Here is a 21,878-nt window from a genome sequence, read left to right as displayed (position 1 = left end):
CTTCAAGTCCTCCACCGAGACCAGCACAGCGGACGGCCGACCATGCATGGTCACTTCGCTGCTGCGTTTGTGCAGTTCCCGTACGGCGTTGGAAGCCCCGTGACGGAGTGCGAGTCGTCGAAGACGTCGTCGAGCACGAGTGTTGCCCGGCTTGGGACCACGGCCCCGGCAAAGTCGTTAGGTGCCGAACAATGCCAGCGGGCGGGTGCTGTCGCGGGCGTGATGCCGGTTGGCGGCGGTCGGTGTTGCGGTCGGTGTCGCAGGTAGCAGAGCCGGTACGCAGGACAGTGACGAGACCAGCGATGATGGCAGCGCGGCCTTGCTGCCACCAACAGCGGCGCTTCTACCTCAAGCCCCACACGTCAGACACTGTCACGACTTGCCTGGGCGAGGATCTGACCGAGGGGCAGCGCCAGTCAGGTGAAAGTTCATTGACCAAGGTCACCATTGGCTCCTACCATCTGCCCACGCGCTTTGCCGTACGGGGGCAGATGGGCAACCGCTGAACCCTGCGCGAGAACGACTTCATCGCATGGTTCACGGGGGAGCAACACAAATGACGATGGCGCACGCCCGCATCGCGCAGGGCGCCACTTTGGCGATCCTGGCGACGTTACTCTCAGTCGTTACATCACCACCTACCGCCGCTCATGCTGCGGATTGTCCGTCCGGAGTGGTCGCCGAGAGTGAGCCGGCTGCCGAGACCGAGGCGGCGGCACAGCGCCTCGCGGAGCTCTGTGACAAGCCCGTCGAGGTCCTCGCCGAAGCCGATGAGACCACCAAGGTCGTCGCCCTGCCCAGCGGCGACTTCTCTATGGAGACCTACCTCGAGCCGCAGCGCGTCGAGCGAAACGACCGCTGGATCGCGCTGGACACGAACCTCGAGCGCGGCGCGGACGGCCGGTTCCGGCCCAGGGCTGCGGCCGACGTGTCGTTCTCGACCGGTGGCACCGGCCCGCTGGCGACCTACCGCGAGGGTGGCGCCGACTTCACGCTGACCTGGCCCGCGCCGCTGCCGGCCGGCGTCGTGCGCGAGGACTCGGTCACGTACCCGGAGGTTCACCCGGGCGTGGACCTGGTGGTGCGTGCCGTGCCCGGCGGCTTCTCGCACGTGCTCGTAGTGAAGAACGCCGAGGCTGCCGCGAACCCCGAGGTGCGCGAGACGGCCTACGTCATCGGCGGCTCGGCGACCGTGACCGAGACCAACGACGAGATCGTCATCAAGGGCCCGGCCGGTGTGATCGCCGGCGCTCCCAAGGCGATGGCCTGGGATTCGACCCGGCAGGTCCGTGACCCGCAGACCGCCGCGCTGCGCCGGGAGGATCCCGAGGGCCTCGCCCCACCGCGGGTGGCCGAGCCGTCCACCGCCGAGGCTCCGAGCGAGTTCGCCCGCCGGTCCGACCTGGACGTACGGGTTGCCGGCAAGAGGCTGACGGTGAGCGTCGACGAGGATCTGCTGTCCGCGCAGTCGACGTTCCCTGTCTACATCGACCCGACCTATTCGAAGTACTACGCGAAGTGGATTCCGGTCAACGACTCCCGGCCGGACACCAAGTGGGTCTCCGGCGACGCCTGGCCGCGTGAGGTCATCCGGATCGGGTCCAACTACGACAACTACGGCGACGTGTGGCGCGCGCACATGCAGTTCGACATCAGCGCGCTCAGGGGCAAGCGGGTCATCAATACGCCCAGCGTCGACGCCTACCTGACGCACAGCGCCTGGTGCGCCGGTGAGTCGCTGGCGCTCTGGCAGACCAACGCCATCGACGGCAACACCCCGACCTGGAACGGCATGAAGGGCAAGTGGCTGCACGGCAAGGCGATCCATACCAAGACAGTCAAGGTGAACAGCGGCTGCAGCGGCCAGAAGCCGGCCTGGGTCAAGTTCAACGCGGGCGGTGTGAAGACCCACGTGCAGCGGCATGCCGACGAGAACTACAGCACCATCACGTTCGGCCTGCGGGTGCCCACCGAGAGCGGCGGCCACTGGGTCAAGGCCGAGCGCGGCAAGATCAAGCTGGTCGTCGAGTACCAGTCGAAGCCGACCTCGCCGGTGCCGGTGCGCACCGCGCCGGGCGGTAACTGCGCCGCCTCGCCCGGTCCTTGGATCAACGACAGCACCCCGGCCCTGTACGCCACGGCAACCGACGCCGACAACTCGGTGCGGCTCGTCTTCGACGTGAACGGCCCGACGGCGCCGGCCGACTACACCTCCGCCGCGGTGGCCTCGGGCAAGGAAGCGACCTGGACCACCCCGGTGCTCGCGGACGGCAGCTACAACTGGAGGGTCTACGCCACCGACGGCACGGACAAGACCGGCTGGAGCAAGACCTGCTACTTCCGGCAGGATCACACGCCGCCCACCCTGCCGGTGATCGCCCGCAAGGCCGGCACCCCGACGCCCGAGCTGGGCAAGCCGGTGACCCTCACCTTCTCGTCGACCGACGCGCTCTCCGGCGTCGAGCGCTTCGACTACGGCATCGGCGTCGACGTGAAGTCGTCGAACGTCACGGCGTCGGCCGGCAAGGCGGAGGTCACCTTCACCGCGGACAGCGGGCTGACACAGATCTACGTGTGGGCCCGGGACAACGCCCTCAACTCTTCGTCGCGGGCGATCTACAACATCTTCACCGGGCGGGTCACGCCGGTCGAGCCGATGGCCGTCTGGCGGATGACCAGCAACCTGCGTGACGACTCCGGCACCATCGACGACGAGGGCAACACCAGTGAGGCGTCCACCGCGAAGGACCTGCGGTGGACGGTCTCCGGCACGCCGACGTACTCGGCGGACCGGCTGAACCACGGCAGCACCGCGCTCGACCTGACCGGTACGGGCTGCGCCACCACGATTCCGGTGGTGCGCAGTGACGCGGCGTTCACCGCCACGGCCTGGGTCAAGCTGACCAGCAAGGCGGCCGGGTCGAACCGCACCGTGCTGGCCGTCACCGGCACCAACGCGCCGGCCTTCGCGCTCTCCTACGACCAGGCCAGTGACCGCTGGCAGACGGCGATCACCAACGCCGACTCGGCTACGGGAACCTCAACGATCGCCCGCGGCACCACCTCCCCGCCGCTCAACGGCTGGCAGCATGTGGCGACCACGGTCGACCCGGTCGGCAAGACGATGCGGCTCTATGTGGACGGCGCAGTACAGGCGACCACCGCGATCGGCGCCCTGCCGTGGCGCGGCACCGCCCGCACCCTGGTCGGCTGCGGCGGTACCGCCGGTGTGATCAATGAGCATCTGATCGGCGCGGTGGACGACGTCGCGATGTGGAGCGGCCTGCTCAGCGACGCGCAGATCGCCGCGGCGCGCGACGAACTGCCGGCCGGTGTCGCTGCGGCCTGGAAGCTACGCGGCACCGGTGACGACGCCAGCAACCACGGCCACACGCTGACCGTGCCCGCCCCGGCGACGCCGCCTACGCCCGAGCCAACCCCGGAGCCCGAGGTCACCGACGACCCGGCACCCGATCCGGGCCCGGGCGGTGGCCCGACCCCGCCGCCGGGCGAGGAGCCGACGCCCGAGCCGACCGAGACCGGCGACCCGAACGAGCCGGACCCGACCGGTAGTCCCGAGGTGCCTGAGGAGACCGAGGAGCCGTCGCCGGATCCGTCCGAGGAACCGACCCCCGAGCCGACGCCGGCACCGACGGTTCCCATGGAGTGGACCGACGACGCGTACGGCCGGCCGGGCTCCGCCTGGTACGTCAGCGGTGACCGGTGCGCCACCACGCAGCACAGCGTGATCCGCAGCGACGAGTCGTTCACGCTCGCCGTCTGGGCCCGTCTGGACGACCCGAGCGCGATGAACCAGACGATCATCGGCACCGACGGCAACCGGGTCAGCGGCTTGTTTCTCGGCGCCCGCACGAACGCTGCCGGCGTACCGTTCTGGGCGCTCATGATGAAGGCCTCCGACTCCGAGACCTCGACCTCGGAGTGGGCGGGCGGCAGCACCGACGCGTTCGCCGCGACGGTGGGCAAGTGGACGCACCTGACCGCCACCTACAACGCCACCACCAAGACGATGTCGCTGTTCGTGAACGGCGCGAAGGCGGCGTCCGTGGTGCGGTCGACCGGCGCGAACTGGAACGCGTCCGGTGTGCTCAGCCTCGGCTGCGCCAAGTACGCCGGCGCGCGCAACGACTTCTTCCGAGGCGCGATCACCGATGTGAAAGTGTGGCGCGGCGCGCTCACCGACGCCGCGGCTGCCGCCGTGAAGAACGCCAACCCGCCGGTCAGTGTGCAGGCCTGGTACCCGCTGGAGGGGCCGCGTGCCGAGGAGCCGACCAACCTGGAAGACCGCTCCGGCAATGCCAGGCACCTCTCGATGGCCTCCGGTGAGCCGCACTGGGAGCAGGACCGGTTCGCCAGCCGCAACGGCGCGCTGGGCCTGGCCCTCGACGAGGGCTCGTGCGCCGAGACCAATGCGCCGGTGATTCAGGCGAACGAGTCGTTCTCGGTCGCCGCCTGGGTATCGCTGGACGACCTGACCGGCGACCGCACCGTGCTGTCGCAGTCGGGCAGCGTCAAGCACCGCTTCCTCATCGAGTACGCGGCCGGCGTCGGCCGGTTGCGGGTGGTGATGACCGGCGGTGACTCCGCTGACGCGCCGACCGCGGAGGTGCGCTCGCTGGCCGCCCCGGCGGCCGGCGCATGGACGCACGTGGCGGCGGTCTTCAATGGGCTGACGAACAAGCTCACGTTCTATGTGGACGGCGAGCCGCAGGGTGAGGGCACCACGCTGACCGGCTCGCTGTGGTCTGGATCCTCCCCGCTTCGAGTCGGTTGTCTCGCCCTGACCGGCGGGACCCGCTCCAACTACCTGGGCGGCATCGTCGACGACGTCCGCGTCTGGACCTCGACGGTCGACCCCGACCTCTTCGGCACCTTCGCCCACGCCTGACCGGAGAACGTTCATGACTGAGAAAAAGAAGTTCTTCTCATCAGACCGGCGCGGGTTCGCCCTGGCTGCCTCGGCTTTGATGCTGACCTCTTTCCTGACCTACAACTGGGTCGCCGAGGCGCTGGACGGCGAGCGGGACAGCCAGTCCGTCGCCGCCACCAACTTCGGCACCGTCAAGGTCGACCCGGTCCCGCTGCCCGCCGACGGCGGCGCCTGGAAGGGGCCGGAGAAGGGCCGCTGGCCCGCCGCCGGCTCCACCGAGATCGTCCTGGCCGGCGCCGCCGGCCGCGCGGTCGAGGGCAAGGCTGGCTCGATCACGGTGCGGGTCAAGGCCATACCCGGCAAGAAAGCGCCGGACCGGGTGCGGGTCACGTCCCTGCCTGAGGATCAGTCCACCAAGCTGGGGTTGAGCGGCCCGGTGCTCGCGGTCGAGGGCGATCAGCCCGGCGACGTGGAGACCGAGGTCGACATCGACAGCTTCAGCCAGATGTACGGCGGCGGCTGGGCGGGCCGACTCAACCTCAGCCGTTTGCCGGCGTGCGCGGCGACGACCCCGCAGAAGGCGGAGTGCCAGGACGCGGTGCCGCTGAAGACGGCGAAGCAGGCGACGACGCTGGCGGCGCCGATGGCGCTGACGGCGGCGGGGCCGACCATGCTCGCCCTTTCCGCGGACACCGAGTCCGGTGAGGGCGACTACAAGGCCAGCGACCTGCAGGCGTCCGGCTCGTGGACGGCCGGCGACAGCTCAGGGGCGTTCAACTACTCGAATGCCATCAAGGTGCCTCCGGCGCCCGGCCCGGTGCCGGACGTCGCGCTGAACTACTCGTCGCAGATGGTCGACGGCCGGATGGCGGGCAACAACAACCAGGCGTCCTGGGCCGGCGACGGCTGGGACTACACCCCCGGCTACATCGAGCGCAGCTACGTCACCTGCCAGGACGACGTGGACAAGGTCGCCGGCAAAGACCCGAACAACAAGGACAAGAAGACTCTCGACCAGTGCTGGAAGGACAAGTCGCCGAACATCACCGTCTCGCTGAGCGGAACGAACACGGCGCTGGTCAAGGACGACGCGACGGGCACTTGGCGGCCCGCCGCGGACGCCAACTGGAAGGTGCAGCTGGAGGGCTCGCCCGCCAAGAAGGGCACCGCGACCACCGAACGGTGGATCATCACGACCCCGGACGGCACCCGTAACTTCTTCGCCGCCGAGGTCGCCACGTCCAACTCGCGGTGGTCGGTGCCGGTCTTCGGCAACCACGACGGCGAGGACTGCCACGCCGACGTGTTCAAGGACTCGTCCTGTCAGCAGGTCTGGCGCTGGCTGCTGGACAAGCAGATCGACGTCCACGGCAACATGACCCGCTACTTCTACAAGAAGGAGACCGGGCACTACGGCGCGGCCGGCGACAAGAGCAACCGCGTCTCGTTCGACCGCGGCGGCAACCTCGAGCGCATCGAGTACGGCCTGCACACGGCGTACCCGGACGTCGCGGCCACCGGCCGGATCATTTTCAGCACAGCGGACCGGTGCTTTGCGACCGAGTGCTACTCCGACGGCAAGCCGGTCACCGCGAACTGGCCCGACGTGCCGTGGGACAAGGAGTGCACCGCCGAGCCGTGCACCGACAAGCTCGCGCCGGTCTTCTACTCCATCAAGCGGCTCACCAAGATCACCACTCAGATCCGCACGAGCGCGACCGGGTTCGACCCGGTCGAGTCATGGACGCTCGACCAGGAGTTCAAGGCGCCCAAGGCGGCGCGCTCCGCGTCGCTGTGGCTCAAGTCGATCACGCACGCCGGGCACGTCGGTGGCACCGTCACCGACCCGCCGGTGGTGTTCACCGGCGTCGAGCTGGCCAACCAGGTCAACGCGATCGCCGGAACAGAGTTCTTCTCCCGCTGGCGGGTCCAGAACATCCGCACCGAGTCCGGCGCGGACATCTTCGTCAGCTACTCGGACGCCGACTGCGACGCGAACGACCTGCCGGCTGTGGAGAACAACAGCCGGCTCTGCTACCCGGTGTACTGGACCCCGGACGGCTACTGGGACCCGACCAGGGATTGGTTCCGCAAGTACGTGGTCAAGGAGGTCACCACGTACGAGAACACCGCCGGCCAGCCGCCGGTGACCACCCGCTACGCGTACTCGAACGAGGGCACCAATACCAACGTGCTCTGGGGCTGGGACGACGGCGAGTTCACCAAGAAGAAGCACCGCACCTACGGTCAGTGGCGGGGCTACTCCCGGGTGACCGCCACGGTCGGCGGCACGCAGGCTCCGCTGGTCACCCGCAAGCAGTTCTTCCGTGGCCTCGACGACCAGCCGCTGCCCGGCGACAAGACCCGCAGCGTGCAGGTCATCGACTCGGCCGGCAACAGCTACACCGACCAGCCCGCGCTCGCCGGCTCTACGCTCGAGGTGGCCTCGCTCGACGGCACCGCGGTCGTCGAATCGTCGATCACGTCGTACTGGGTCAAGCAGACCGCGACCCGCACGCGTACCGGCGGATCGGACCGGGCGTACAAGATCGCCCCGTCGGTGAAGAAGGAGCGCCGCCTGCTCGCCCCCGGCACCTGGGAGCAGAGCGAGACCCGGACGACGTACGACGACGAGGGCTACGCCGAGGTCGCGTACGAACTGGGCGACACAAGCAAGACCGGCGACGAGTCGTGCACCCGTAACACGTACGTGCAGAACGACGCCCTCTGGTTGCGCGGGTTGGTGTCGCGGAGCGAGACCGTGTCCAAGGCCTGTGGCGCGACGGTGTCCCGGCCGGCCGACGTCGTCGCCGACGTCAAGACCTACTACGACGGGTCGGACACACATGGCGCGGTGCCCAGCAAGGGCAGGGCGACCCGAGTCGACACGCTCGACGAGTGGATGGACGGCGCGCCGAAGTACACGGTGACCACCCGGGCGGCCTTCGACGCGCTGGGCCGGCCGACCAGCAACACCGACTCGCTCGGCAAGACCAGCAAGACGTACTACACCCCGGCGGGTCCCGGCCCGGTCACCCAGACCCGGACGCGCAACCCACTCGAACACGAGGTGATCACCGACCAGAACCCGGCGTGGGCCACGCCCACCTCGATCCTGGACGCCAACAACAAGCGCACCGACCTGGAGCACGACCCGATGGGCCGGCTGGCGAAGGTCTGGCTGCCCGGTCGAGCCAGGACCGCCACGCCGAACCTGGAGTTCTCCTACCTGGTCCGCAACAACGGGCCGCTGGCGGTGACCACCAAGCGGCTCGGCCCGAACAACAACCAGATCAGCGAGATCGGCCTGTTCGACTCGCTCTACCGGTCGGTGCAGGTCCAGGAGGACGCGCAGAAGGACAAGGACGGCAAGGACGCCCGCCTGGTCACCGGCACCGGCTACAACGACCGCGGCCAGGTCGAGTACAAGTCGGACGGCAACTACGCCCTCGGCAGGCCGGGCACCGGACTGGTGAACATCACACCGGGCGAGGACCGCAGCCGGACCGTGTCGACCTACGACCGGCTGGGGCGCGTCGTGGAGGAGGCGCTCTGGTCGCACAATGTCCGCAAGTGGGGCACCACCACGGCGTACGGCGGAAACTCGGCGGGCTGGCAGGTGGCCGTCACGCCGCCGAAGGGCGGCACCGCGACCGCGACCATCGAGAACGTCGACGGCGACGTCATCGAGGAGCGGGAGTTCCACGGGCCCGAGCCGGAGGGCGCGTTCGACAAGACGTCGTACACATACACGCCGCGCGGCGACGTCGAGACCGTGGTGAAGGGGGCCCTCACCTGGCGGTACGAGTACGACCTGCGCGGTCGTGAGATCAAGACGGTCGACCCGGACAAGGGCACCACGGTGCTCGAGTACAACAACGGCGACGACGTCACCAAGTCGATCGACGCCGAGGGCGACGTGGTCTCGACCACCTACGACGACCTGGGCCGCCAGAAGCAGCGCCTGTTCAACGGCGTCAAGGCGGCGGAGTGGACCTACGACACTGTCGCGAAGGGACACCTCAGCAAGTCGACCTCGATCGTCGGCGGGCACTCCTTCACCAAGGAGATCTTCGAGTACAGCGACGCGTACCAGGTCGTCGACGAAGAGGTCACCATCCCGGCGATGCCGGGGCTGACAGGGCTCGCCGGCACCTACGTCGCGACGTACACGTACACCGCGAACGGCCTGCCGTTGCGTTCCAGCTTGCCGAAGATCGGCCCGATGGAGAAGGAGGGCCTGACCCGCACGTACGACGACCTCGGCAACGTGGTCAAGCTGGCGGGCACCTCCTCGCCGTCCGGCACCACCCGCACGTACGTCGACCGGACCACCTACTCGCCGTACGGCGAGGTGCTCAACCGCTGGCTCGGTACTCCGGTCGGGGACAAGCCGCAGGCGTACCAGAACTACGTCTACGACGACGCCACCCGGCGGCTGTCGGAGTTCCGGTTCGACCGCGACGGCAGCGTGCCGAACGTGGCCGCGGTCACGTACGACTACGACGAGGTCGGAAACGTCCGTTCGGTCGCCAACCGGCCGGTGGACGCGGACAAGAACCCGCGTGCGGGCGAGGAAGACGTCCAGTGCTTCACCTACGACCACCTGCGTCGCCTGACGGAGGCCTGGACGCAGGTGGCCACCGAGTGCGCCGGCCCGACCGCTGCGGGTGGCAAGGCGCCGTACTGGAAGACCTGGGCGTTCGACGAACACGGGTCGCGGACCACCACCAGCGACAAGCTCACCGACAAGAGCTCGATCTACGGGTACGCGGCCGGTGCCCAGCCGCACGGCGTGCGCACCATTACGACCGGTGAGCAGGTCGACCACTACGACTGGGACAAGCGGGGCAACCTGAAGTACCGCAAGGTGGGCGACCGCACCGAGACGTTCCAGTGGAGTCCGCACGGCAAGCTGACCAAGATCAGCGGGCCGGAGGGCGACACCACGATGGTGTACGACGTCGACGGCAACCGCATCGCGCGGATCGACCCGACGGGGGCGGCCACCGCCTTCCTGTTCGGCAACGAGTACACCTCGTCGCCGGCGAACACCAGCGCCACGCGGTACTACGAGCACGCGGGTGACACGATCGCGTCACGGACCGACACCACCAGCCGCAAGGGCGACATCATCTGGCTGGCGTCGGACGCCCAGGACTCCGCGACCTGGGCGGTCAACTCGGTCACCCGGGCCGCGACGATCAAGTACAACGACCCGTACGGCAACCCGCGCGACGGATCGCCGACCCCGCAGTGGCCCTCGGGCCAGCGCGGGTTCGTGGGCGGCATCAACGATCCGACCGGACTGACCCTGCTCGGCGCCCGGTACTACGACCCGAGAACCGGCGCGTTCATCTCGGTCGACCCCGAGATCGACGAGCACGACCCGCAACGGCTTCACCCGTACGCGTACTCGAACAACAACCCGACGACGTTCTCCGACCCGGACGGCCTGTTCTGGGGTGCCATCAAGAATGGCATCCAGAAGACGGCCAGTGCGGTGGCGAACGGCGCCAAGGCGGCCACCAAGGCGGTGGTCGACAACGCCGGCACGATCGCGTCGGTGGCCGGCACCGTGGCGATGGTCGCGGCGGTGTTGCCCCCGCCCGCGCAGGTGGTCGCTGCGGCGGCCGGTGCGGTGGCGGCCGTCGCCGGAGCGATCGACACGGCCAAGTCCTGTGTGGGTGGTGACGTCGGCGGCTGTGCGTCGGGCATCGCCGGCATGGTTCCCGGCGTCCGGCAGGCCAAGAACGCCGCACGAGGTATCGGGTCGTTGAAGAACGCCGCGAAGGGTGTCTTCTCCAAGGGCTGCAACAGCTTCTTGCCCGGCACGCGGGTGCTGATGGCCGACGGCAGCACCAAGCCGATCGAGGACGTCGACCTGGATGATCAGGTCGTCGCGCGGAACCCGGAGACCGGTGAGGACGGCATCCGCCCCGTCACGTCACTGATCACGGGCACCGGTGACAAGCAGCTCGTGAAGATCACCATCGACGCCGACGGCGACGGCGTCGACGACGGCACCGTGACCGCCACCGACGGCCACCCGATCTGGGTGGAAGACGAGCGGAAGTGGCTGGACGCCGGCGTGCTGAAGGCGGGCATGCAGCTGCTCACGCCGGACGGCGCCCGCGTCACGGTCATCGCGGTGGTCGCCTACGGTGCCGTCGCCACGGTGCACAACCTCGACGTCGACGACATCGACACGTACTACGTCGTCGCCGGTGGCACGCCGGTCCTGGTTCACAACGCGGAAGCCTGCTCGATCCTCGAGCACCGAGCCAAGGAGCTGCACGACCTGCGCCGGGACGGCACGGCGGCTGGCTACTTCCAGTGGAAGCTCGGCACGACGGCGATCGTTCGCAGCAAGAAGGTGCTGCCGGACGGCACGGTCACCTACGTCGACGTGGTCGCGGCCAACGGCAAGGGACTGACGGCGGCGCAGAGGGCGGCGCTGCGCGGCAACGAGGAAGAAGCGGTCAACTTCGACGACCTGCACGCCGAGATGAACGCCCTGAAGCACGCTGTGGACTCGAAGTACGAGCCGCTGCACGGCGCGGCGAGTCGCAACGTCTGTCCCTGGTGTGAAAACTCGATCCGGGATCGCGGCGGCCGACTCACCGGACGCTCGAAGTGGCGGCAGGCGGTTCCCGCGGCGGGCGGCAAGAAGAAATACCCGAAGGGGCAGCGCGGCTTCGAGATCTACCGCAACGGCTCACTGTATGGCATCAAGGTGAACGGCGGCACCCTGCTGCTCTGAGCACCGGGCTGCCCGGCGTTTGTGGCGCCGGGCAGCCCGACCCATCGTCGATAGAATGCCGCCGTGATTCGTGAGATGCGCTTCGTCGTGTCGGTGCCGGATGAGGTCTCGGCCCATGCCGTCGCCGAGAAGCTGGCCGAGCGCGGCCACCTGCTGGTCGCGGTACGGGAGGTGCCGACCGACCCGCTGGAGGGTCGCTTCGCCGGCTGGTGGCGAGTTCACTCGCTGGCCGTGGACCCGCCCTATGAGGGTCCGCTGGAGGTCTCACCGGCCGAGAAGAAGGCCGTTGCGGCAATTGCCCGGAAGTACGGCGGGCAGGTCAACTCGGCGTGTGGCCAGTTTCCGGACGAGGCGATCGAGCGCTTCTCCCGGGAGGGCCTCGTGCACGAGCTCGACCGGGCCGAGGCCGACCGGATCCGCGCGGAGCTCGTCGGCGGGCAGGCAGCCGTCGCGCCGTCCTTGCCCGCGCCTCCCGGACTCAAGTGCGGCGGTTTCCGTCGTCCTGCCGCCGATCTTCGCGCGGCCGCCGAGGTGGTGCCCTTCGAGGGCCGCACCTTCGACGGTGTGGGCGACCTGATCGCAGCGATCGCGAGCGACGCGTTCCCGCAGGGCTCGGTGGTGCCCGCCACCCCGGGGGCGGTGCCGCGGCTGGCCGCGCTGGCAGGTGCCGCGGGGGTAAGCGACTTCTACCGGGCGATGACGCTCATGGTGCTGTTCCAGATGAGCACCGCGGGTCGGCGGCGGCTGGCCTACCAAGCGGACGCCCCGGAAGACGGCGGTGCCGAGACGCCCGTGGAGACGGCGACCCGGGCCGCGGTCGCGGCGGTGCTGCCCGGTCTCGCCGTGGGCCGCAGTGAACTGGCCGAGTTCCTGCTCGCCGGGCTGTCCGCGGCCACGCGGGAGGCGGGGGCCGGAATGCCGGCCGGCCTGGAGCGGGTCGCGGGGCGGTACGCGGGCACCGCCCGCATCCCGGTGGTGAACCTGATCCGGGCCGTGGCAGACGGCGCCGAAGAGCCCATGCGGACCGCCACCGCAGCGGTGGTGGCGGCCCTGCCCGAGGTGGTCGACGGCCTGCAGAGTACAAAGGCATCGGTCGAGGGGCGGGCACTCGACACGCTCGATACCGTGCTGCAGTGGGAGCTGGACAACGCTCGGCTGTCCAAGCTGGGCACCGTCTTCGGCCCCCGCTGATGACCGCCGGCCCACCGGTGGTGTGAGTTGGTGAACGGCGGTGTGCCAGCAATCCGGGTGGTGCCGGCAATGGGCTGAACCGGCCGGAATCCGCTCAACCGGCCGCCCGCCCGACGAGCGCCAGCGCCCAGCACAGCGCGCCGAAACCGGCCGTGCTCGCCAGCGTCCGGACCAGGTTCCAGGTGACCCAGGCGGACTCGAAGCGCTCGCGCGCCGCACCGGGATCGGCGGAACCAGCCGCCGCGAGCGCGTCGTTCAGCGGCACGTTCACCGCCACGGTGACGACGAACATCACCAGGTAGAGAGCAAGCCCGACGACGATCCACGGCAGCGCCGGCCGGACCGCCCCGCGCCATGCCAGCACCGCCGCGAGCGCGGCCAGCACCGGCGTACCCAGGAAGGCCAGTAGGAACCAGCCGTTGACGATGGTGACGTTGATGCGCTGCATGGCGTCCACGAACGTGGGGTCGTCCGCGCCGCGCAGCGCCGGCATCACCGCGTACGCGAACGCGGCGAACAGGCCCGCCATCAGCCCGGCCCCGACTGTGGCGCCGACCAGCGTCAGTTGTTGTACGAGTCGCATGTGTCCATCGAACCCGCCGCGCGGTGAGACGGCCCATGGCCAGGACGCGCGATCCTGTGTTCAATCGTCTCCGTGGACGCCGTCTCCGGCCTGCTCGACGGTCCCCGGGCGCGGGGCGCCTTCCTGCTGCGCTCGATCCTCACCCCGCCCTGGTCGATGCTGATCCGGGACGAGGCGCCGCTCACGCTGGTCGCCGTGGTGCGGGGGGACGCCTGGATCGTCCCGGAGGAGGGGGAGGCCGCGCGGCTCGGCGATGGTGACGTGGCGATCGTGCGTGGCCCGGCCCCGTACACGGTGGCGGACGACCCGGCCACGGCGCCGCAGGTGGTAGTGCACCCGGGGCAGCGCTGCACCACGCCGGACGGGCGCGAGCTGTTCGCGATGACGCGGTGGGGCGTACGCACCTGGGGCAACGGACCGGACGGCCGGACCGTGTTGCTCACCGGCACGTACCCGGTGCGGGGCGCTGTCGGGCGGCGGCTGCTCGACACGCTGCCGCCGTTGGCGGTGGTCCGCCGTGAGTCCTGGGACTCTCCGCTCGTGCCGTTGCTGGCCGACGAGATCGTCAAGGACGACCCCGGCCAGGATGCGGTGCTGGACCGCCTGCTGGACCTGCTGCTCATCGCCGCGCTGCGGGAGTGGTTCGCACGGCCCGGGGCTGCCGCGCCCGGCTGGTACCGGGCGTACGCGGATCCGGTGGTCGGCCGGGCGCTGCGGATGCTGCACGACGACCCGGCCCGGCAGTGGACGGTGGCGTCGCTGGCCGCCGAGGTGGGGCTGTCGCGGGCGGCGCTGGCCCGGCGGTTCACCGCCCTGGTGGGCGAGCCGCCCATGGCGTACCTGACGGGCTGGCGGCTGGCGCTCGCGGCCGACCTGCTCCGCGAGCCCGGCGCCACTGTCGGCGCGGTGGCCCGCCGGGTCGGCTACGGCAGCTCGTTCGCGCTGAGCACCGCGTTCAAACGCCGGTACGGCGTGAGCCCACGCGGGCACGTCGACGCGGCTAGATTTGCCGGATGACTGTCGACCTGTTCGCCGGCGTTCCGATCCATGACATCGCCGTGTCGACGGCCTGGTACGAGCGGCTGCTCGGCGCCCCGCCGCAGTTCCTGCCCAACGACCACGAGGCGGTGTGGGAGCTGGCCGAGCACCGCTACCTCTACATCGAGGTGCGGCCCGACCACGCCGGTCACGCCATGCAGACTGTCTTCGTCGAGGACTTCGACTCCCGTCTCGCGGCGATCGCCGCCCGAGGGTTGGAGCCGGCTGCGCAGGAGACCTACGACAACGGCGTCCGGAAGGCGATCTTCCACGACCCGGACGGCAACGAGATCGGCTTCGGCGGCGGCCCCGCCTGACCGGGCCGCGGCGATCCGCGGCCCGGTCGGCGACGTCAGCGTGGGCCGCGCGTCTTCGGCAGGTCGAACTGGTCCGCCCGGCGGCAGTCCTTCGGGCCGCCGACCGCCTGCGGGCCGACCTCCTCCAGTGCCTTACGGGCGCGCTGCCGACCGAGGTTCCAGGCGTACCAGGGGTCGGGCTCGGCGAGGTCGTCGGCTATCCAGCTCAGCGTGCACCGGCGTACCGGATCGGGAAGCTTGGCCAGCGACGGCGTCGCGTCGGCGGACAGCGCCCGCAGATACCAGGCGTCGATCTTGCCGGTCTGCTCGTACCGCAGCGTGTTGCGGCGGGCGACGTAGTCCTCCGGGTTGAGCACCGCCAGGCCGAGCAGCATCGTCACGGCCAGCGCGACGGTGGCGCCGGGAATCCACCGGCCCTTGAACCGGACGCCGGCCAGGATGATCATCAGGAAGACCGTGCCGAGCAGCATCTCGAACGCCATCACGAAGATCCGCTCGCCGGTGAAGCTGTAGACCTTCTGGTACGTCCACATGCGGGACAACGCCGACGCCACGATCACCACGCTCAGCGCGCTGATCAGCCCGAGCAGCACACGCAGCAGGACGCGCTCGACCGGCCGCTCCCGGCGCGCCCAGCGGCCCACGCCGCCGAGCACCGCCACCGTCAGCAGCGTGACGAAGAGCAACTGCCAGAAGCCGCTGCGCGCGTACTCGGCGTAGCTGAGACCGGCGACCCGCTGCACGTGCTGCTGCCCGCCGAAGAGCACAGTGAACTGCACCACCACGAACCCGGCGAACAGCAGGACGAGCGCGCCGATGGCCGGGGCCCACTCCAGCAGGCCGATCCGCCGCTCGCCGGACCTGTCCACGGTGGACAGGTCCGGCGGCGCGGCGAGCGTGTAGACCGCGGCCACCGCGATCAGCCCGCCCACCACGGCCAGGAACACCCAGCTGAACACCGAACCCATGTCGGTCTCGGGAACGAGCGAGCCGAGCGCCTCGGAGAACGCCGCGTCGGCGGAGGCGAGCAGGCTGCCGAAGACCACGAGCACCACGACCGTGGCGACCACCGAGACAGTCACCTTGCTCACCGTCGCCGCCGACGCCGAGGCGGTGACGTGCCGGCGTACCCAGGGCAGGCCGCGTAACGCCGCGAACGGCGTGGCGACCAGGCCGAACAGGATCGATCGCACCAACCGTCCGCCGACGATCGCGAGGGTGGCGCAGCCCAGCGCGCCGAGCACGCAGAACGTCACGAGCCACCAGGCGTTGCGGAACGCCGGCACGGCCATCAGCGCCAGCGCGGCCGCCGCCCACCCGGCCCGGATGAGCCGGTCGGCGCGCGGCAGGTCAGCGGTCTTCGACCGGATCGCCAGCACCACCGCGACAGTGAGCGTGAGCCACCCCAGGAACCAGCCGACGCCGACCCGGCCCAGCGGCACGAAGACCGCGCCGCCGACCGCGCCGGCCAGCACCGCGAGCGGCACGGCCCGGCCGGTCGCCGCCTTCGGGCCGGGCCACCGCGCGCCGAGGAACGAGGTCCGCGGCGTCGGCGGTCGCGGCGCCCAGACCGGCGCCTGCGGATGGCCGGTCCACCCCACACCGGGGTACGGCGGCGCGCCCACCGGCCGACCGGGAGGCTGCGGCATCCCCGGAGCGTGCGGTGTGACCGGCGCGGGCGACGCGCCGGGGATCAGCGCGGGCGACGCGCCGGGGATCGGCGGCGTGCTCGGGGTCCCGGGCCGGCCGGAAGCGTGCGGCGTGCCGGGCGCGCCGGAACCGGCCTGCGGGTGCGCACCCGGTGCGCCCGAACTGGCCAGTGTGCCGGAGCCGGCTTGCGGGTTCGGCGCATCCGACGGGGACGAACCCGGGGTGGCAGGCGAACCGGTGGCCGGAGCCGTCGTGCCGGCGCCCGAGGAGGACGGACCCGCCGATGCGGCGTCCTCGGCAGCCGAAGGGGTTCCGTCGGCTCGGGTGGCGGCAGGCCGGGCCGCCGGAGCGGTGTCCGGCGTGGCGGCGACGGGCTCCGCCGGACGGTCGGCCGGTGCGGTGGCGGGCTCCCCATGATCAGCCGCCCCCGTCGAACCGTCCCCGGCCGGGGACACGCCCGCGCCCGCGGAAGTCGGCGGCGTCTTGGCGACGTCGCCGGTGGTGGGGGAGAGGGCGGCATCCTCCACCGGGGAGCGTTCGACGGCCGGTGCTGTCGCCTGGGCAGGCACCGCGCTCGGCTGGCCGGCCGCCGGCACCAGCGGGAGGAACAGCGCGTACCCCTGGGTGCCGGGCGGGACGGTGACCGGAATCGCCCAGCCGGGCTGCCCCTCCGCGCCGGGCCACGGCACCGGTGGGGGCGCGCCCTCCATGCTGGGCATCACCAGCAGATAGGGCTGGGAAGGTGGGACGTCGCCCGCGGGGGGCCCGTTCGCCGGGGCGGCGCGGGAGGGCTCGGGGGACGGTTCCGGCTCGGGCAAGGGACGCTCCTCGATCACAGGGTTTCGTCACTCTAGGTCCCCCCACATGCGCCCCGCCGCCCCGTCTGTCCGTTCGGTCACGTCGGCCCGGCCGATCGGCGCGGATCGAACCTTTGACGTCTCGCGGCCGTACCAGTGCGCGGGAGGTCGATCACATGGCCGCACGCCGCGCGCTCGTCGCGCTCGCCGCCGTCGCCGTGACGGTGCCGCTCGCCGCCACGCCGGCCGGCGCGCACGGTGCGCCGACCAGCCCGCTGAGCCGGGCCGCCGCGTGCGGGCCGGAAGGTGGTGGCCGGGCGCGGACGCCCGCGTGCCGGGCCGCGATCGCCGCCGGAGCGGCGGTACGCGAGTGGGACAACATCCGGGTCGCCCGCGTCGACGGGCGGGACCGGGAACGCATTCCGGACGGGGAACTGTGCAGCGGCGGGCTGTCCGCGTACCGGGGGCTGGACCTGCCGCGCGCGGACTGGCCGGCCACCACGCTCACCGCCGGCGCCCGGCACACGTTCCGCTACCGCACCACCATCCCGCACCAGGGCACGTTCCGGTTCTACGTCACCACCGGCTCGTACTCGCCGCAGCGGCGGCTGACCTGGGCGGACCTGGAGAAGAAGCCGTTCCTTCAGGTCACCGACCCGCCGATCCGCTCCGGCGCGTACGAGATGCGGGGGCGGCTGCCGGCCGACCGCACCGGCCGGCACATCGTCTACGTCATCTGGCAGAACTCGGACACCCAGGACACCTACTACTCCTGTTCGGACGTGATCTTCCGGGCGGCACGCGGTGAGCCGGACGCGACACCGGCAGCGCCGGAGGCGAGCGCGTCGCCTCCGCGTACCCTCGCCGGGGCGGCGACCGACGACGAGCCGGCGGTGCCGGTGGCGACGGTGACCGACGGCGGACCGCTGTCCCGGCCGCTCGTGCTCGGCGCGGCGGCGCTCGTCGTCGCGCTGCTCGCCGCGGCGGTGGTCGGACGGCGGCTGAGCCGGGCCGGCGGCCCTCCGCCCGGACGGCCGTGCGGTGTCCGCAACCACCGCGCCGGGCGGCGCCGCGTCTGGTGAGTCAGCCGAGCAGGCGCTCGATCTCGGCCAGGTCCTCACCGGCGAGGTCGAGGTTGTCCAGCGCGGCCACGTTGCCCTCCAGCTGCGCCACGCTGCTCGCGCCGATGATGAGGCTGGTCATGCGCGGGTCGCGCAGCGCCCAGGCGAGGGCGAGCTGCGCGAGCGTCTGACCGCGCCGCTCGGCCACCGCGGCGAGCCCCCGGACCGTCGCCATCGTCTCCTCGTCGAGGTCGCTCTCGTTGAGGAAGACGCTCGTGCGTACCCGGGAGTCGGCCGGGATGCCGGTGAGGTAACGGTCGGTGAGCAGGCCCTGGGCGAGCGGGCTGTACGCGATGCAGCCGGCGCCGACGCCCTCCAGCGTGTCCAGCAGGCCGTCGCTCTCCGTCCAGCGGTTCATCATCGAGTACGACGGCTGGTTGATCAGCAGCGGCGTGCCCAGGTCGCGCAGGATCTCGGCGGCGCGCTCGGTCTGCTCCGAGTCGTAGTTGGAGATGCCCACGTAGAGCGCCTTGCCGGAGCGGACGATCGCGTCGAGCGCGCCCATCGTCTCCTCCAGCGGGGTCTCCGGGTCGAAGCGGTGCGAGTAGAAGATGTCGACGTAGTCCAGCCCGAGGCGGCGCAGCGACTGGTCCAGCGACGAGATCAGGTACTTGCGCGAGCCCCACTCGCCGTACGGGCCGGGCCACATCAGGTACCCGGCCTTGCTGGAGATCACCAGCTCGTCCCGGTACGGCTTCAGGTCGCCTGCGAGCAGCCGGCCGAAGTTCTCCTCCGCCGAACCGGGCGGCGGGCCGTAGTTGTTGGCCAGGTCGAAGTGGGTGATGCCGAGGTCGAAGGCGCGGCGGACGATGTCGCGCTGCCGCTCGAAGGGCCGGTCCGGTCCGAAGTTGTGCCACAGGCCGAGGGAGATGACGGGGAGCTTCAGCCCGCTCCGGCCGCTGCGCCGGTAGATCATCTCGTGGTAACGGTCGTCGCTGGCGAGGTATGTCACGGGGCCATTCTGTCCGCAGCGGAGTGCGGCCGCAGCGGCGCGGGTACGTTCGGCCACATGCGTTACGTGCAGCTCGACACCCCCAAGCCCATCTCCAAGATCGGCCTCGGCACCTGGCAGTTCGGCTCCAAGGAGTGGGGCTACGGCCCCGACTACGAGCGCCGCGCCGCCGAGATCGTCCGGCGGGCGCTCGACCTGGGCGTCACCCTGTTCGACACCGCCGAGCTGTACGGCTTCGGCCGCAGCGAGCGCATCCTCGGCGCGGCGCTGGGCGACGACCGGAGCAAGGTCGTCGTCGCCAGCAAGATCTTCCCGCTGCTGCCGGTCGCCCCCGTCGTGCAGCAGCGCGCCGTCGCCTCCGCCGCCCGGCTCGGCGTCGACGGCATCGACCTCTACCAGGTGCACCAGGCCAACCCGGTGGTCGCCGACACCACCACCATGCGCGGCATGCGCTCGCTGCAGGACGTCGGACTGGTCGGCGAGGTCGGCGTCAGCAACTACGGCCTGCGCCGGTGGCGGTTCGCCGAGGCCGCGCTGGGCCGCCGGGTGCTGAGCAACCAGGTCCGCTACAGCATGATCGACCGCGGCCCCGAGGAAGACCTCATCCCGTACGCGGAGCAGGCCGGCCGGATCGTCATCGCGTACTCGCCGCTGGCGCAGGGCTTCCTCTCCGGCCGCTACGACGCCACGAACCCGCCCGCCGGGGCGGTACGCCGGGCCAACCCGTACTTCCTGCCGGAGAACCTGGAACGCGGCACCGCGCTGATCGCCACGCTGCGCGAGGTCGCCGACGCGCACGACGCCACGCCGAGCCAGATCGCGCTCGCGTACGTGCTGCGGCACCCGAACGTGGTGGCCATCCCCGGCGCGTCCGGGGTCGAGCAGATGGAACGCAACGCGGCCGCCGCCGAGATCGACCTGACCGACGACGAGTACGCCGCGCTGGTCGCCGCCGCGCGCGCGTTCCGCCCGGTCACCGGCCTGGCCGCGGTGCCCCGGATGGTCCGCGCCCGCCTCGGGAGGTGAGCGGCGCTCCGGCGGCGTCAGTGGCGACGGGCGCCGCCGGTCACCGGAGCGCGCTAGCGTGGATCGGGTGACCGCTCCCAACCAGGTTCCCCCGGTCCCGCCCGCCGAGCTGCCGAGCACGCTCGGCGCGTTGCGCGCGGCCGGCCACCAGTACCGCACGGTCAAGCAGGAACTCCGAGACAACCTCCTCGCCCGGATGGGCTCCGGCGAGGACCGCTTCCCCGGCATCGTGGGCTACGAGGACACGGTGCTGCCCGAGGTCGAGCGCGCGCTGCTCGCCGGGCACGACATGGTGCTGCTCGGCGAGCGCGGGCAGGGCAAGACCCGCCTGATCCGCTCGCTCGGCGCGCTGCTGGACGAGTGGACCCCGGTGATTCCCGGCTCGGTGCTCAACGAGCACCCGATGCACCCGATCACCCCCGCCTCCCGGGCGCTGGTCGACTCGGCCGGCGACGACCTGCCGATCGGCTGGCTGCACCGCTCGATGCGGTACGGCGAGAAGCTCGCCACGCCGGACACCAGCGTCGGCGACCTGATCGGCGACGTCGACCCGATCCGGCTCGCCCAGGGGCGCACGCTCGGCGACCCGGAGACCATCCACTTCGGGCTCGTACCGCGTACCAACCGGGGCGTCTTCGCCGTCAACGAGCTGCCCGACCTGGCCGAACGCATCCAGGTGGCGCTGCTCAACGTGCTGGAGGAGCGCGACATCCAGGTCCGCGGCTACCAGCTGCGGTTGCCGCTGGACCTGCTGCTGGTGGCCAGCGCCAACCCGGAGGACTACACCAACCGGGGCCGGATCATCACGCCGCTCAAGGACCGGTTCGGCGCGGAGATCCGTACCCACTACCCCCTCGACCTCGACCTGGAGCTGTCGCTGATCCGGCAGGAGGCCGACCTGGTCGCCGTCGTGCCGGAGCACGTGCTGGAGGTGCTGGCCCGGTTCGCCCGCGACGTGCGGGAGTCCCCGTCGGTGGACCCGCGCTCGGGTGTGTCCGCCCGGTTCGCCATCGCCGCCGCGGAGACGGTGGCCGCCGCCGCGTTGCGTCGGTCCGGTCTGCTGGCCGGTGCCTCTGCCGTCGCCTCGGGTGGCGGCGCTGCGTCTGCGTCTGCCTCTCGTCCGGAGGCGCCGGTGGCCCGGATCGGCGACACCGTGTCGGTCACCTCCACACTGCGCGGCAAGGTCGAGTTCGAGAGCGGCGAGGAGGGACGCGAGATCGAGGTGCTCGCGCACCTGCTGCGTACCGCCACCGCCGAGACGTTCCGCGCCCGCCTGGCCGGGCTCGACCTGTCCGGCTTCACCGCGATCGTCGCCGAGGGCGGCGCCGTGGAGACCGGGGAACTGGTCTCCTCGGCCGAGCTGCTGCGCCAGGTCGGCACCGTACCGGGGCTGGCCAAGGTGCTCGACCGGCTCGGGCTCGGCGACGCGCCCAGCCCGGAGGAGGCCGCCGCCGGCATCGAGTTCGTGCTGGAAGGGCTGCACCTGACCCGCCGGCTCGGCAAGGACGTCACCGACTCCGGGCGCACCGTCTACGGGGACCGGGACTGA

11 protein-coding genes are annotated in these 21,878 nt (G+C 71.2%); 8 read left to right on the top strand and 3 right to left on the bottom strand.

The features are described 5' to 3' along the window. The first annotated feature begins 556 nt into the window (after positions 1 to 556). The 3 genes from O7542_RS20795 (at position 557) to O7542_RS20785 (ending at position 12,845) form a co-directional block, all read left to right on the top strand. Positions 557 to 4,909, top strand: coding sequence for a LamG-like jellyroll fold domain-containing protein (locus O7542_RS20795; RefSeq protein ID WP_281605111.1), 4,353 nt, complete (start codon positions 557 to 559; stop codon positions 4,907 to 4,909). A 79-nt stretch (positions 4,910 to 4,988) separates the two neighbouring features. Then, positions 4,989 to 11,654, top strand: a complete 6,666-nt coding sequence (locus O7542_RS20790; protein WP_281605110.1) for a polymorphic toxin-type HINT domain-containing protein — start codon at positions 4,989 to 4,991, stop codon at positions 11,652 to 11,654. A gap of 63 nt (positions 11,655 to 11,717) precedes the next feature. Then, entirely contained in the window at positions 11,718 to 12,845 is a 1,128-nt protein-coding gene (locus tag O7542_RS20785; RefSeq protein WP_281605109.1) for a hypothetical protein, read from the top strand. 94 nt (positions 12,846 to 12,939) lie between these two features. Here the strand turns inward: O7542_RS20785 and O7542_RS20780 are convergent, their stop codons facing one another. Next, positions 12,940 to 13,428, bottom strand: a complete 489-nt coding sequence (locus O7542_RS20780; RefSeq protein ID WP_281605108.1) for an anthrone oxygenase family protein — start codon at positions 13,426 to 13,428, stop codon at positions 12,940 to 12,942. 72 nt (positions 13,429 to 13,500) lie between these two features. Here O7542_RS20780 and O7542_RS20775 point away from each other — a divergent pair, with 72 nt between their 5' ends. Beyond that, positions 13,501 to 14,445: an AraC family transcriptional regulator gene (locus O7542_RS20775; RefSeq protein WP_281605107.1), complete on the top strand. Its 945-nt coding sequence runs from the start codon at positions 13,501 to 13,503 to the stop codon at positions 14,443 to 14,445. Beyond that, the gene (locus tag O7542_RS20770; protein WP_064447743.1) at positions 14,442 to 14,783 is read left to right on the top strand and encodes a VOC family protein; all 342 of its coding nucleotides are present in this window, start codon (positions 14,442 to 14,444) and stop codon (positions 14,781 to 14,783) included. Before O7542_RS20775 ends, O7542_RS20770 begins: the two co-directional genes overlap by 4 nt. Positions 14,784 to 14,818: 35 nt before the next feature. Here O7542_RS20770 and O7542_RS20765 read toward each other — a convergent pair whose 3' ends face one another. Continuing rightward, a complete protein-coding gene (locus O7542_RS20765; RefSeq protein ID WP_281605106.1) occupies positions 14,819 to 17,251 on the bottom strand; it encodes a DUF4153 domain-containing protein in 2,433 nt (810 codons plus the stop codon). Between the two features lie 155 nt (positions 17,252 to 17,406). On the opposite strand from O7542_RS20765, the gene O7542_RS20760 reads away from it, so the two are divergent. Further along, complete coding sequence (locus O7542_RS20760; RefSeq protein ID WP_113971955.1) at positions 17,407 to 18,312, top strand: lytic polysaccharide monooxygenase; 906 nt, start codon at positions 17,407 to 17,409, stop codon at positions 18,310 to 18,312. A gap of 1 nt (position 18,313) precedes the next feature. Here the strand turns inward: O7542_RS20760 and mgrA are convergent, their stop codons facing one another. After that, positions 18,314 to 19,303 carry an L-glyceraldehyde 3-phosphate reductase gene (gene mgrA / locus O7542_RS20755; RefSeq protein WP_113971954.1) on the bottom strand — a complete coding sequence of 330 codons (990 nt, stop codon included), beginning with the start codon at positions 19,301 to 19,303 and terminating at the stop codon, positions 18,314 to 18,316. Positions 19,304 to 19,360: 57 nt separating this feature from the next. Here mgrA and O7542_RS20750 point away from each other — a divergent pair, with 57 nt between their 5' ends. After that, a complete protein-coding gene (locus tag O7542_RS20750; protein ID WP_166457288.1) occupies positions 19,361 to 20,329 on the top strand; it encodes an aldo/keto reductase in 969 nt (322 codons plus the stop codon). A 58-nt stretch (positions 20,330 to 20,387) separates the two neighbouring features. Further along, a complete protein-coding gene (locus tag O7542_RS20745) occupies positions 20,388 to 21,878 on the top strand; it encodes a magnesium chelatase (RefSeq protein ID WP_281605105.1) in 1,491 nt (496 codons plus the stop codon).

The sequence above is a fragment of the Micromonospora sp. WMMC264 genome (assembly GCF_027497275.1).
In the GTDB taxonomy this organism is placed as follows: domain Bacteria; phylum Actinomycetota; class Actinomycetes; order Mycobacteriales; family Micromonosporaceae; genus Micromonospora; species Micromonospora chalcea.
This window is presented reverse-complemented; position numbering and strand designations above follow the sequence as displayed.

What these genes read in the sequence shown, in the direction of transcription:
- O7542_RS20770 (WP_064447743.1), top strand. Translation starts at nt 14,442, where the DNA reads ATGACTGTCGACCTGTTCGCCGGCGTTCCGATCCATGACATCGCCGTG.
- O7542_RS20750 (WP_166457288.1), top strand. Translation starts at nt 19,361, where the DNA reads ATGCGTTACGTGCAGCTCGACACCCCCAAGCCCATCTCCAAGATCGGC.
- O7542_RS20780 (WP_281605108.1), bottom strand. Translation starts at nt 13,428, where the DNA reads ATGCGACTCGTACAACAACTGACGCTGGTCGGCGCCACAGTCGGGGCC.
- O7542_RS20790 (WP_281605110.1), top strand. Translation starts at nt 4,989, where the DNA reads ATGCTGACCTCTTTCCTGACCTACAACTGGGTCGCCGAGGCGCTGGAC.
- O7542_RS20760 (WP_113971955.1), top strand. Translation starts at nt 17,407, where the DNA reads ATGGCCGCACGCCGCGCGCTCGTCGCGCTCGCCGCCGTCGCCGTGACG.
- O7542_RS20795 (WP_281605111.1), top strand. Translation starts at nt 557, where the DNA reads ATGACGATGGCGCACGCCCGCATCGCGCAGGGCGCCACTTTGGCGATC.